This window comes from Radiobacillus sp. PE A8.2 (genome assembly GCF_045635475.1).
In the GTDB taxonomy this organism is placed as follows: domain Bacteria; phylum Bacillota; class Bacilli; order Bacillales; family Amphibacillaceae; genus JBJGXI01.
The window spans coordinates 36,160-49,604 of the sequence record NZ_JBJGXI010000010.1; the positions used below are offsets into that span (position 1 = coordinate 36,160).

At 42.4% G+C, this 13,445-nt stretch carries 10 protein-coding genes and 2 riboswitches; of the genes, 9 read left to right on the forward strand and 1 reads right to left on the reverse strand.

The window, feature by feature from the left end:
• Window positions 1-6 precede the first annotated feature (6 nt).
• From ACI6MV_RS07470 to ACI6MV_RS07485, 4 genes are all read left to right on the forward strand, one after another.
• Window positions 7-2,601 carry a cellulose biosynthesis cyclic di-GMP-binding regulatory protein BcsB gene (locus ACI6MV_RS07470; protein WP_407269643.1) on the forward strand — a complete coding sequence of 865 codons (2,595 nt, stop codon included), beginning with the start codon at window positions 7-9 and terminating at the stop codon, window positions 2,599-2,601.
• Window positions 2,602-3,219: 618 nt separating this feature from the next.
• Window positions 3,220-3,405, forward strand: coding sequence for a hypothetical protein (locus ACI6MV_RS07475; RefSeq protein WP_407269644.1), 186 nt, complete (start codon window positions 3,220-3,222; stop codon window positions 3,403-3,405).
• A 104-nt stretch (window positions 3,406-3,509) separates the two neighbouring features.
• Window positions 3,510-3,593, forward strand: a riboswitch (cyclic di-GMP riboswitch).
• A gap of 247 nt (window positions 3,594-3,840) precedes the next feature.
• Window positions 3,841-5,997, forward strand: a complete 2,157-nt coding sequence (locus ACI6MV_RS07480; RefSeq protein ID WP_407269645.1) for an EAL domain-containing protein — start codon at window positions 3,841-3,843, stop codon at window positions 5,995-5,997.
• A 292-nt stretch (window positions 5,998-6,289) separates the two neighbouring features.
• On the forward strand, window positions 6,290-6,715 hold the full coding sequence (locus ACI6MV_RS07485) for a hypothetical protein (protein ID WP_407269646.1): 426 nt from the start codon (window positions 6,290-6,292) through the stop codon (window positions 6,713-6,715).
• A gap of 330 nt (window positions 6,716-7,045) precedes the next feature.
• Here the strand turns inward: ACI6MV_RS07485 and ACI6MV_RS07490 are convergent, their stop codons facing one another.
• Complete coding sequence (locus ACI6MV_RS07490; RefSeq protein ID WP_407269647.1) at window positions 7,046-7,876, reverse strand: STAS domain-containing protein; 831 nt, start codon at window positions 7,874-7,876, stop codon at window positions 7,046-7,048.
• An 896-nt stretch (window positions 7,877-8,772) separates the two neighbouring features.
• A riboswitch (SAM riboswitch) is annotated at window positions 8,773-8,876 on the forward strand.
• 135 nt (window positions 8,877-9,011) lie between these two features.
• Here ACI6MV_RS07490 and ACI6MV_RS07495 point away from each other — a divergent pair.
• From ACI6MV_RS07495 to ACI6MV_RS07515, 5 genes are all read left to right on the forward strand, one after another.
• Window positions 9,012-9,188: a YezD family protein gene (locus ACI6MV_RS07495; RefSeq protein ID WP_407269648.1), complete on the forward strand. Its 177-nt coding sequence runs from the start codon at window positions 9,012-9,014 to the stop codon at window positions 9,186-9,188.
• Between the two features lie 131 nt (window positions 9,189-9,319).
• A complete protein-coding gene (ssuE, locus tag ACI6MV_RS07500; RefSeq protein ID WP_407269649.1) occupies window positions 9,320-9,865 on the forward strand; it encodes an NADPH-dependent FMN reductase in 546 nt (181 codons plus the stop codon).
• 30 nt (window positions 9,866-9,895) lie between these two features.
• Entirely contained in the window at window positions 9,896-11,320 is a 1,425-nt protein-coding gene (locus ACI6MV_RS07505) for an LLM class flavin-dependent oxidoreductase (RefSeq protein ID WP_407269650.1), read from the forward strand.
• A 190-nt stretch (window positions 11,321-11,510) separates the two neighbouring features.
• A complete protein-coding gene (locus ACI6MV_RS07510) occupies window positions 11,511-12,536 on the forward strand; it encodes a methionine ABC transporter ATP-binding protein (protein WP_407269651.1) in 1,026 nt (341 codons plus the stop codon).
• The gene (locus ACI6MV_RS07515; protein WP_407269652.1) at window positions 12,526-13,188 is read left to right on the forward strand and encodes a methionine ABC transporter permease; all 663 of its coding nucleotides are present in this window, start codon (window positions 12,526-12,528) and stop codon (window positions 13,186-13,188) included. The genes ACI6MV_RS07510 and ACI6MV_RS07515 overlap by 11 nt, the downstream gene beginning before the upstream one ends.
• The last annotated feature ends 257 nt before the right edge of the window (window positions 13,189-13,445 follow it).

Here is a 13,445-nt window from a genome sequence, read left to right on the forward strand (position 1 = left end):
AGTAAATTGAGTAATGAAATTAAAAATAATAACTACCGTCCAGAAGACGATTTTATCAGTTTGTCGAGGCAAAATGCCCATGAAAAGGAAAAGAAGGAAGAAACAAAAAAGCGCAGACGCTTAGGTAAGTATCTATTATTACTCGTGTTTGCAGGCTTTATCTATCTCATCTTTTTATTTGGCAGCCCAGTTCTGAACTATGTTAAGGACGGCTTTGCCAATTATGAGTCGCTGCCGTTTTTTGGTGATGACGATGATGGCTATGTTCTGCCACAGCCAGTAACGAACACCGAAGATTTGCCATATCCAGAGGATTCCCCACGGCCTGCTGACCCTGTTGCTGCAGAGGAAGGGGAAGAAACTCCTGAATCGGAGCCGACAGAGGGAGACGGTACTTCTGATGAAGGTGAGGGTACTTTAGATCCAGACGGAGCAACAGACCCAGAACCGACTGATGAGGAAAACACACCTGATGCAGGGGACGCTTCAACCGAGGAGCCGAATAACCCGAATTATGAATTAGAAGTGGTTAGCACCCCAGGTGATGAGGATTCGCAACCGAATAACAATGGCGAAATCATTTTGTTCGGTGAAGAAGACACGACATTAAAAGGTGTCTATGGCAACCGTGATTTCTATTTTACATTGCCGCTAAGCAGTATCGGATCGGAGAGTTATGTTGAACTAACGTTAAGTTCGTCCGAGCTGTTATTACCTGAGCTATCAACATTTACCGTGCTAGTGAACGATAAGCCACTCGAAAGCATCTCGTTCGACGAGGTGTTTGAATATAAGACGCTAAAGATTCCGCTCGACAAATCATTTTTAAAAGAAGGCGTTAATAAAATTTCGATTGCAGCACAAACGTATATTAATGATAATATGTGTTTTGATCAAACCGATGCAGCGAACTGGGTAGTTGTTCATAAATCATCTTACGCATTTATTGATACGAATGAAGCGGTAATTACCGACGATTTATTGAAAAATTTCCCTTATCCATTTATAACATCTGGCGCGCAGGACGAAATTAATACGAGCATCGTTATTCCGAACGATAGCAGTGGCGATGTGATCAAGACGGCGGTTAATATTAGTCAGTATTTATCACAGCAAACCACCGGAAAAGCAGTTGTTCCTGTACTGTTTGAAAGTGAATGGAGCGAATCGTCCGAGCAGCAGCACGTGATCGCTGTCGGAGAAATCGATGCCTGGACTGGCGCAATTGGCAACAAAATCACGTTCAAGGATCAAAATCTGCAGGATAATGAGCTATACTTGCACAACACCATCGAACAGACAGAAGCGAAAGAACGACAAATCCTGTTCGTGACAGCAAATAATGAGCAAACGTTAGTGGAAAAAGGCACATTCCTGACGAATCCAGAAATGAGACAGCAGCTAACTGGAAATTCAATTAAAATCGGCAGCATGCCAACGATGACATCTACTTCTGCTGATCCGGAAATGAATTTACAGCTTGTCGATCAAGCACTCGTGCTCGATGACACGCGACTCACGAGCCAAACGTTTTACTTGGATATTCCATCGTATTGGACAATCCAGGATAAAGGAACATTAGAGTTAAAATTCCGTGCATCGCCATTATTAAATGAATGGCAGGATGAAGACTTACAAGATCAGCTCGGGTTAACCGCCTATGTGAATGGTACGCCATACACGGTGCCACTGGCGAGCCTACTTGAAGATGACATGCAAGAGGATGATATTTTCAGCTACAGTTTCCAGATTCCCAGAGAGTTGATTGCAGGTCAATCACTCGTGCCGGTAAGTTTTGAATTTAACTATCCACACACACAGGAAGGCTGTCGGAGAAATTATAAGAGCGGCAACTGGGTGACGATTGAACAAGACAGTGCACTAGCAATACCGCACGAAATTGCTGGCGGCTTCACGTTTACGAACTGGCCAGCAGCGTTAATGAATGAATCGAGTGGAAATTATGAAAATGTGGCCTTTGTATTGCCGGAAAACGTTGAAAGCAAAGGGCTTAATCAGTTATCGTTACTCGTTAACAATCTAGCAAGCTATCGGGATTTTACCAACTATAAGGTTGTGCGTGGTGATACGAGTGAACTGGAAGGGAATACGCTCCGAGAATATCATTTTATTTTCTTAAAAGGACCAGATGACGGTTTTGAACAAGCGAGCGACGATCTACTCATTCCATGGGATCAAAACAGCGGACTCAACTTGGCTGAATTCGGTTTTATTGAAGAAACCGCTAATTATGTATCATGGATGCAGCCGTCCTATTATAACGGTGATAAAGCGATGGTCTACTTCCAGTCACTTGATGAAGAAAAAGATTACCCTTATGTACACGATAAGTTTTTCAGCTTACTAGGTGAGCTCGATCGTAGCAAAGACAGCACGATCATCGTCGTAAACAAAGCGAATCAAGCATACACATTCGGCGAAAAACAAGCTAGCGGCGCCACTCCAGTAACCGGCGGCATCGCAGCAGGTGAGGAAGAATCAAGCAATATTCTGCTATACGTAAGCATCTTTGCCGTGATCTTCCTTCTATCGATATTATCGTTCTTTGTGATATGGAGAAGACGACGAAGAGAAAGTTAATCAAGAGCAACTCTGCTGACAGGTATGTCGGTGGGGTTGTTTTTTTGGGTGGTTGCTGGATTCCTTGGGGTGGGCGTGCGATTATTGGAGCGAAGCGAGCGATTTCATATCTCGAGCGCGCGGTATCAAATAGCAGGTGCATGATTATGATATCGAAGCGAGCGATTTTGCACCCGAAGTGCGCGGCCCCCGAACCGTGTCGGCGCAGCTTTCCTTCAACCGGCAGTTAATTAACGGCCACTTATAAAAAGCTAATCGAGCGTGTTTGCTTTAACACGGCCCCTAAGACAACCGGCACTTCATTAAAATATAGTTAATGAAGTGCCGCTGTATTTGGTTAATCGGCCAAGTGTAGGGGGATAACGAGGAAAGCTATGTCCGAATAGAGACTAATCGGCCAAATCTAAAGGTGTAACCGTTAAACTCTAGTCAATTAAAATGGTAACAGCCATGTTTAGTCGCCTATCCACAAAATCTATGGCTAATTAGGGTCAGCCAATATATAAACCGAGAGTGATCCCTTATCAACATCGCCCACCCAATAACCGGCACTTATTCAACAAATCTAACTAGGCACCAATCCCCCTCTATCAGCATAAACAATACTGAGGTGGTCTCATGCAATCAATAAAAAAGATGTTTAAATTAATCAGCTTTTTCACTATATTCCTGCTTTTGTTCGGTTTCTTCGTAGTATTTCTAGTATATGTTGTGCCTATTATTGGCTTGAAGACGGTGTTAATTTTTCTAGGCGTTTTCCTTGTTTTATATATAGTCGATGCGATTCGACACATGATTAGTTGACGAATGAAGTAATTTTCAAAAAAATGCAAAAATTAACAAAAAGCTGTTGATTCCTGTAGAAATATGTATATAATAGGCAGTATAATCATACTTATAGTATAAAAAATCGATAAAAGCATACTCATCAAAAGGTGAGGACGCAAAGCTATAGGGGCTAAAGGAATTTCCTATGCCAGCCAGTTACCGAAATCCCAAATATCAAATTTTTAAAAGGGGCTTACTCGGTAGTATATATCGATGTAAGCCTTTTCATTTTAGTGGGGTTACTATATAGTAGATTTTATAGACACACTACCCAGCTAAGAAGTTACTTCTGATTTTTGATGAAATGATATGCGGAAGGTACTTGTAATATAAAAGTCACCATAATTCGGTAATGAAACTTGTGATTTACTTATCATACATAACTAACTCTCAACAAGGCGGTGAGTAACGGTGCATATTTTTAATAACATTCGAAAAATCAAAGATAACTTATTACCTTCTAGTGAAGCAATTCTCGATCAGATTACCAATGGTTTTTTCATGATCAGCGACCAGTGGGAAATTCTCTATATTAATACTTGTATCGAAAAATGGTTCCAACAATCAAAGGAATCATTAATCGGGCGGAATTTTTTTGAAGCATTTCCTGGCGTCATTGGTACGCGAGTTGCACACTATTACGAAAAGACGATGAATGAGCGTATTCCTCACACGTTTGAAGATTATTATGCACCAACTGGATTATGGACTGAAATCAGCGTCTACCCTTATGAACATGGAATTATCGGATATATGACAAATATTACCACAAAAAAGCAGAATGAGCATAATATGAAACATATGGAGAACCATGACTATTTGACTGGATTGCCTAATCGTAGGTACTTCGAGGTGAAATTAAATACATTAATTGATGAAATAAAAGAGAATGGGAATGCCGCATTTGCTCTATTGCAAATCGATATCGATCGGCTCCGATACATCAACGATACATTAGGACATTATACTGGTGATGAATTGATTAAACAACTCGCGATTCGGTTGCAGGATAAAATTGGAGATAAAGCATTTATTGCACGGTTAAGTGGTGATGAATTTTCCATCATAATCGACCGAGGCGAGCTTGATGAGCGGGAGGTAGAATCAATCGCACGCAGTATTGTCAAGGATACGGAACGGACCCCTTTTCTTATCGGAGATCAAACCCTTTACGTCACGATTAGCCTTGGCATGTGCTTATATCCGGAGAATGCCAATTACGTGCAATCGCTAATCGAAAATTCAGGACTCGCTCTTTACCGTGCCAAAAGACAAGGTGGCAATACGTATCAAACGTTTAATCTAATTAAGGATATTGATACATTTCGCCAATTTTCATTGGAAAAGGACATGCGTAAAGCAATTCAAAATAATGAGTTCGAACTTCACTATCAACCGCGCGTAATCGTTGACAGTGGTAGAATCCAGAGTGCGGAAGCGTTAATTCGCTGGAATCACCCATATTGGGGCAGGCTTTCACCAGCAGATTTTATTCCGCTCGCAGAAGAGACAGGCTTTATCCATCCACTTACAAAGTGGGTAGCACAGACGGTATGTCAGCAGCTTAAAGAATGGGAAAACGAAGGCATCTCACTGATCCCGATTTCCATAAATGCATCGGCACATTGCTTTTTGGCAAGAGATTTCGTCGCAAGTATTCGAGAGATATTAACGGACATGCAGGTGGACGGCAAATGGATAGAAATTGAAGTAACCGAGACATTCATGTTGGATTCACAAACGCAAACAGAAATAACGATCAAGCAGCTGAGGGAACTTGGCATAAAGATTGCGTTAGATGATTTTGGTACAGGCTACTCCTCACTTGCTTATTTAACAAAATTTAAACCGGACGTGCTGAAAATGGACCGATCAATCTTGCAAGATGTAACCAACAGTCCCTCGAAGGCAGCAGTTGTAAAATCAATCATTCATTTGGCACATGGGCTTGGTATTGAAGTGGTTGCAGAAGGGGTTGAAACAGAAGGACAGCTGCAGTTTTTACATGAGTATGAATGTGATCAAATCCAAGGATATATTTATAGTAAACCGATTCCTGCATATGAACTGTTGAAGCTAATTGCCAAGCGATTCTTACTCCCTGTTGATCATGAAAATAAGCTGAAACCGTTTGTTGATAAGAGACAGCATGCACGCGTGCCATTGTTTTTTCCGTCAAGTGCGCAAATGATGATTAGTAGTGTACAGGGAAAGACGATTCATACCGAAGGAACAGAAATATTAATTGAAGATATTGGAATTGGAGGACTGCGTTTCTTAGCACATCTAAGCTTAGGAATCAGTGACGACATCATTTTTAAATTCCAACTGAGAATCCTAGGCGATAATCTTACCGTTTATGGAAAAGTGGTTTGGCAAAAAGAAATCGAGCTCGATCTTTTCCAGTATGGTGTGTCATTTGTGATGGATAACGTGAAAGGTAGCCAGTTGGATCATACGGTGGATGAACTTATGCAACACTCGAAGATTAGTCCGTTTATACCGAATACACCGTTAGTGAAAATGGACAAGATGCAGTATTTGGAGAATGTTGTGGCGAAGAAGTGATAAGGGGCCTTTGGATGATTGAGATCCAGGGGCTTTTTTTCGTAAGGCCACTTAGGTTAAATGCACTTTTTACACTTAATGATTTCCAAAATTATTATCATGTATATCAAGTATGTGATTAAGTATATAATGAAATGAAAAGGATGGTGTAGTTGGATAGCGAAGTAATCGGTGAAAAATTAAGAAGGATTCGTTAAGCTGAACTAGCTGATATTTCAGAGCTGCTGAAAGGAAAGTCACCTCTTAAACTACACACTTCGAATATTAAATTATTCGAAAGGAGACTCAGGAAATGAAACTATTAAAATGGATGATTGCGCTTGGTATCATCGGGGCTATCGTTTACTTTGGTTACCCAATTGCTGCCGACCTTGCTTTAGATAAATCAATTGACAATATGAATTCGGAACTTGATAAGAACGGAAATGTTAATCAAATAAAAGCTTTTATCGAAAATGATTCACAACTAGCAAGTCTGATTGAGAACGATATAAAAGATATAGACGAAAGCACGTTACCATTCACAACAAAAGAAGAAGCGGCTAGAACAGTGATTCAAAAAGTTGGATTAGGAAATCTTATGGAAATCCAATCAAAGGTTAGCGATGGCGCAACAGAAGCAGAACAACAGGAGATCATCACAATGCTGGAAGGGAAGTTAACCGAGGAAGAAATGCTAGCGATTAAAGTGATTGCGTATAAGGAATTTGTTGAATAGCAGTTGTTAATATAAGGGCCGTGCTGTCTGTGTTGAGCATGCACGCGGATTTGGCGGCCCCAGGCTTATTCTAATGAAAATCCATGTATGAAAACCCGAGCGGCCACCAGCGTGCTTATTTCTATTAAACAGAATACGGCCTGTGGTGTCCGCTTTGCCAACATCTACTAGATTGTCGTGTGAATGGGTATGTATTAATGAAAATCCGTGCTGTTGAGGTTGAGCGAGCACTGCGATTATTTGATGGGTTTCAAATAAAACGGCACTTAATTAAATAATGTTTTTTCCATCCGTAAACACCCAAACTAAAACCGATTACCGCAATCCCAATCATTCAAATGATCCTATATTCTCTTTCAATGCTTGATGTAAAGTTCCAAGTGTCCTGGTGTTCTGGCCGAACGATATTCCCAGTTGGGTTATTTTTTTTGCAACTTCCATTCGTAAGCCTGTGATTACTGTGTTGCATCCCATGTAGGAAATGCTGTCAATTATCCGTTTCAAGTGACCGATAATTTCACTATCTATTTCGGCTACTCCAGAGAAATCGACAACTAATGTTTGTATTCGTGATTTTCCAATCTCTGACAAAACTTTTTCCTCAAGAATCTCAGCCCGGGATACGTCAATCGAACCGATTAAAGGTAAGATTCCTACAGAAGGATTTATTGGAATAATGGGTACCGACAAATTTTCAACCAATTCTCTTTGTGACTTAATTAATTCATCCTTATATTTAGAGTAACTAATAAAAAATGCATTTAAAAATCCGTCTAGTTTACTATTAATGTCTTTTTCTAGTATGAAAAAGTTTGCCATTTGCTTCTCTAGAGAAATACTGTTACATTCCTGAATGAATTTCCACAAGGTTCTGCGAATAGCTTGTACCCACTCTAATTTGAAAGACAAATCAATAGATTGTGTTGCCCAAGCAATCCCTTCTTGTTTAGCAAAATCTGCGATTGCTTGCTCTTTACCCTCAATAATATCCAGTACTAGTTTGTGTGCGTTATTGACAAGGTCAATGTTACCAATTCTTAAAATCTCGTCGATTTTGTCTCTAACATTCACCGCCTCATCTAGGAGTGTTTGTTCAAATTCTTGGCTATTATCCTGCAATAAGTCCTTAAGGTATAATGAGTCTCGGTAACTATAATCCATCTCGTAGCCCCCTTGTTTTGTTAACCCCTGAAAATTTGTATATACCCTATAATATATATTGTAAAACGTAAAAGTAAAATTTTAAATAAGAAATTAATTTTACACAGCGCTCACCGCCATGGATTCTAATGGACCGTGAACGAGATGTGGATTGTGCGGCCACAGATGCGCTTAATTTAAAGAAAATCCGTGCTGTTAGTGCTGAGCGGCCACCAGTGCGCTTATTTGCATGAAATGAGACAGAATGGCAGTTAATTCACAGAATAAGGTCGGTGGTGGCCGTCAAACTCGTGAAAATGGGTATTTGTCACAGATAGCAGCCGTGGTGTCCGTGGAACTTTGGCATTAGAGTGGTGCGGATTGTGCGGCCACAGATGCGCTTAATTTAAAGAAAATCCGTGCAGTCAAGGGCTGAGCGGCCACCAGAGCGCTTATATGTATGAAATGAGACAGAATGGCGGTTAATTCACAGAATAAGGTCTGTGGTGGCCGTCAAACTCAGGAAAGTGGGTATTTGTCACAGATAACGGCCGTGGTGTCCGCAGAACTTTGGCATTAGAGTGGTGCGGATTGTGCGGCCACAGATGCGCTTAATTTAAAGAAAATCCGTGCAGTCAAGGGCTGAGCGGCCACCAGAGCGCTTATTTGCATGAAATGAGACAGAATGGCAGTTAATTCATAGAATAAGGTCGGTGGTGGCCGTCAAATTCGTGAAAGTGGGTATTTGTCACAGATAACGGCCGTGGTGACCGCATAGCCCACACCGTGATAAACGTTCGCTTCTCCGTGGCACCCTACCCACCTCCAAACAAAAAAATTATAATTTTCTTAAAATAACCAATTGACAGATAATCAAAATGCATGTAACTTATTAAGTACAATTTAATTAATCGATTTTCTTATCCAGAGAGGTGGAGGGACTGGCCCGACGATACCTCGGCAACAGACTGTAATAGTACTGTGCCAATTCCAGCAAGCTTAATCGCTTGAAAGATAAGAAGAGCTAGCGACTACATATGTCTGCCCTCTTCTTATGGAAGAGGGCTTTTTGTTGTATTGGCGGTTTTTTCTGCCAATCGCAAATAGCCCTCGGAAAAAGTGCATGCTAAAGAACATCGATAAGGGGGATGTCAGGATGAGTGATCTGGATCAGGAGAAGGTGTCGCACATTCTAGATACGCTAAAGGACATGGAGTACGGATCGATTGTGATTACGGTTCATGATGGGATAATTACGCAGGTGGATGCGACGGAAAAGGTTCGCTACACGCTGCCGAAAAAGCAATCGACAACAACGAAAAAAACAAGTTAAAACTTAATATGCCGATTAGACCACTAAAGGCAACTTATCTAAGGAACAAAGATTCTGATTCCGTAGAAAAGGTGTCTTTTTTATTTGCGAAATGAAAGCCGAGCACGACCAAAAAGGAGAGGATGAGCAATATGAGTGAAATTGTAATTTTATCAGGCAGTCCGTCCGTGAATTCGAGATCTGATTTAGTATTAAGATTCCTGGGCAGATCGTTGCAAAACAAAGGGTTTAAAGTAACACATGTTTCGATTAAAGATGTGCCGCAGGATGTGTTGTTCGAAGGGAAGTTTGACAGTCCAGTCGTTAGTCAGATCGCCGCAAAGCTTCAAGGGGCAAGAGGGGTGATCGTTGGGTCGCCGGTTTATAAGGCGGCATACACGGGGGTGCTCAAGGCGCTGATCGATTTATTGCCGCAGGATGTGTTGGAGGATACACCGGTATTTCCGCTGATGACTGGTGGGAGCCCAGCGCACATGCTGGCGATTGAGTATACGCTGAAGCCATTGCTTGCGACGTTAAAGGGGCAAAATTTGAAAGGCGTATTCGTGACCGACAATCACATAGACAAAACGAATACCGAACAACCGATCATAAACATAGAAACACATGAACGATTAACGAAGCAACTGGCCTATTTTGTTGAGTTATTGAATAGGCAAAAAAGCCCGATTGTATAAGAACAAATTCAAACAAAGGAGAGATTTGTAATGGCAAATAAACGAATTTATTTAAATGCATTTGATATGAATTGTGTGGGACACCAGTCACCTGGGTTATGGACACACCCGGAAGACCAGTCGCATCGCTATAAGGATAGCAGCTATTGGATTGAGCTGGCACAGATTTTAGAAAAAGGGCAGTTTGATGCCGTGTTTATCGCTGATGTGCTCGGTTATTATGATGTGTATGATGGATCGCGTGATGCAGCTGTTCGTCAAGGCGCACAAACGCCGGTGAATGACCCGTCGCTGATTGTTCCACTAATGTCAGCGGTGACGAAGCACCTAGGTTTTGGTGTTACTGCTTCTGTTACGCATGAGCATCCGTACACGTTTGCGCGGAGGATGTCGACGCTTGATCACTTAACAGATGGTCGTGTTGGTTGGAATATTGTAACGTCTTATTTGAAAAGTGCGGCTGTTAATATGGGCCTCGAGGATCAAATCAAGCACGATGAGCGTTATGACATTGCTCAGGAATATTTGGAAGTTTGCTACAAGTTATGGGAAGGCAGCTGGGAAGATGACGCGGTGTTGCGTGATAAGGAGCGTGGCATTTTCACGGATCCGAGCAAAGTGCATGATATCAACCATGATGGTCACTATTACAAAGTGCCCGGTGCCCATTTGTGTGAGCCATCTCCACAGCGCACGCCAGTCATTTACCAGGCCGGTGCATCGATGAAGGGGCGTGCTTTTGCCGGGCGTAATGCGGAGTGTATTTTTATCGGTGCACCTACGATTAATGCCGCGAAGCAATCTGTGATTAAGTTGCGTGCAGAAGCAGAGCAAGCAGGAAGAGCACCTGATGAAATCAAGATCCTGACGATGGTGACACCGGTCGTTGGCAGAACCGAGGAGGAAGCATGGGAGAAGTTCAATGATTATAAAAAACATATTAGCTATGAAGGCGCGCTTGCCTTATTCGGTGGCTGGACGGGGATCGATTTATCGGAATATGCACCAGACGAGAATTTGCGCTATGTAAAAAATGATGCGATCCAGTCAGCGGTAGAAAATTTCACGAAAATCGATCCTGATATTAACTGGACGGTCGATAAAATTAAAGAGCACGTAGGTATCGGTGGATTAGGTACGAAAATCGTCGGTAGCCCAGAGCAAGTTGCTGATGAATTGGAACGCTGGGTAGACGAAGCGGGAGTCGATGGTTTTAATATTGCCTACGCGATTACGCCAGGAACTTTTAAAGATTTCACGGAGCTTGTTGTGCCAATCCTTCAAGAAAGAGGCTTAGTGCGCCGCGAATATGGTGGGGAAACGCTAAGAGACAATTTGTTTGGTAAAGGAAGCCAATTGCAAGCCCATCATCCAGGAAAAAAGTATACAAAAAATGAAACGCGGGGTCAGTTCTCCCGTTCCACTTTAGCTTCAAAAGTGGAACAAAGGACCTGACCCTCTGTTTCACTCGAAAATTGCCGATTAGACAACTAAAGGCATCTTTTCTCGAATCAATCATTCGGGGAGGGGTGTCTTTTTTACATCGAAAAGTGAATCCACATGGTGGCAAATAAACGCCATACGGGGGAGGTGTCCTGGATGGACGAAGCGCCTCGCGTATTTGATAAAGGGGGAAAAAACAGCAGTGATCACATTCGAAAATGTAAGCAAAGTATTTGGGACAAATGGAAATGAAGTGCATGCAGTCGATAATGTATCGATGAAGATCGATAAGGGTGAAATCTTTGGCATCGTTGGGTTTAGTGGTGCAGGGAAAAGTACGCTGCTGCGGCTGGTAAACTTACTTGAACGCCCTTCAGAGGGACAGATCATCGTCAATGATCAGGAAATATCGAGCCTTTCCCAGGCACAACTAAGAAAGTTGCGTAGGAAAATCGGAATGATCTTTCAATCTTTTAATCTATTTACATCGCGTACGGTATACGGCAATATCGCGTATCCGCTAAAACTAGCGCGGGTTCCGAAGCAGGAGATTGATAGACGCGTGAGGGAGTTGTTGCAGTTTGTTGGTCTCCAGGATAAGGCAGACAACTATCCTGAGCATTTGTCTGGGGGGCAGAAACAGCGGGTTGGCATAGCTCGTGCGCTGGCAACGTCACCGGACATCTTGATTTGTGATGAGGCGACATCGGCGCTCGATCCGGAGACGACCGGAGAAATTCTGCAGCTGCTGAAAAAGGTTAATGAACAATACAACATTACGATTCTATTGATTACGCATGAGATGCATGTAATTCGTAGTATTTGTCACCGCATGGCAGTGATGGAAAATGGCGCGGTCATTGAGGAGGGAAATGTGTACGGCATCTTTTCTAATCCGCAATCGAAAACGACGAGGAATTTTATTAGTTCTGTACTAAATGATCGGCTGTCCAGCTCACTGTTGGAGCGGGTGCAGCACAGTCATGATGGCAAGCTTTACCGGGTTATTTTCACTGGTCCAGCCGCCAGTGACCCACTGTTATCACAGCTAACCAAAAAGCACGGCATTGATTTTAACATTATTTATGGAAGCATTAACGAACTGCAGGATCAGTTGTTTGGTAACTTAATCGTCACCTTTCAAGGACCGGATGACTTGGTGGAAAAAGTGATTGAAGACTTGAACAAAGTTGTCGAGGTAAGGGAGGTGACTAATCGTGAAAGTTGATTGGAGTACATTTTGGCAACGAATCTTAGAGGCGACCGGGGAAACGATTTTGATGGTGATACTCACGCTAATCTTTGCCAGTATCCTTGGCGTCGGAATGGGATTGTTGTTCTTCGTGACGCGCAAAGGCAACATTTTGGAAAACAAATATATATTCTTTTTCTTAAACTTAGCCGTTAACATTGTCCGGCCGATCCCATTTATTATTTTGCTCGTGGCAATCAGTCCGGTGACGAGAGAAGTGGTCGGAACAACGATTGGTACCGCGGCGGCCGTGTTTCCAATGACAATTGCCGCATCATTTGCGGTTGCGCGGATTGTTGAAAATAACCTTGTGTCGATTGATCCAGGGATTATTGAAGCGGCGCAGGCAATGGGAGCGAGTCCGTTCCAAATTATTTTTGGCGTATTAATTCCAGAGGCGCTCGGTCCATTGATTCTTGGACTAACGTTTATGACAGTCGGACTGATCGATTTCTCAGCAATGGCTGGAACGGTTGGCGGCGGTGGTCTCGGTGACTTGGCAATGGCTTATGGTTACCAACGCTTCGATACATCGGTGATGATCGTTACCGTACTTATATTGATTTTACTTGTGCAAATTGCACAGTTTACAGGGAATTATTTGTCGAGAGTGTTTTTGAGAAGGTAAAAACATGCTGATTTACCTTACGTGAGTCTGCGGCCACCTTGGCCCTTATCTGTGACAAAAAAAGAATAGTAGAAATTGTGCGGCCACCAGCGCGCTTATTTGCGTAAAATCGTTGCAAAAGTAAGCTTATTTAGCAAATAAGCGCACTGGGGTCCGGCAAATCACTAAATCTAGAATATAAGACCGAATAAGGGCCTGTGTGTCCGCTAAATTCCGTTCGTCATGGCTACACATGATGGAAAAGGTGTTTTTCCACA

Excerpts from the sequence above, each read along its gene's own strand:
- ACI6MV_RS07475 (WP_407269644.1), top strand. The coding sequence starts at position 3,220 with ATGCAATCAATAAAAAAGATGTTTAAATTAATCAGCTTTTTCACTATA.
- ACI6MV_RS07485 (WP_407269646.1), top strand. The coding sequence starts at position 6,290 with ATGAAACTATTAAAATGGATGATTGCGCTTGGTATCATCGGGGCTATC.
- ACI6MV_RS07490 (WP_407269647.1), bottom strand. The coding sequence starts at position 7,876 with ATGGATTATAGTTACCGAGACTCATTATACCTTAAGGACTTATTGCAG.
- ACI6MV_RS07495 (WP_407269648.1), top strand. The coding sequence starts at position 9,012 with ATGAGTGATCTGGATCAGGAGAAGGTGTCGCACATTCTAGATACGCTA.
- ssuE (WP_407269649.1), top strand. The coding sequence starts at position 9,320 with ATGAGTGAAATTGTAATTTTATCAGGCAGTCCGTCCGTGAATTCGAGA.
- ACI6MV_RS07505 (WP_407269650.1), top strand. The coding sequence starts at position 9,896 with ATGGCAAATAAACGAATTTATTTAAATGCATTTGATATGAATTGTGTG.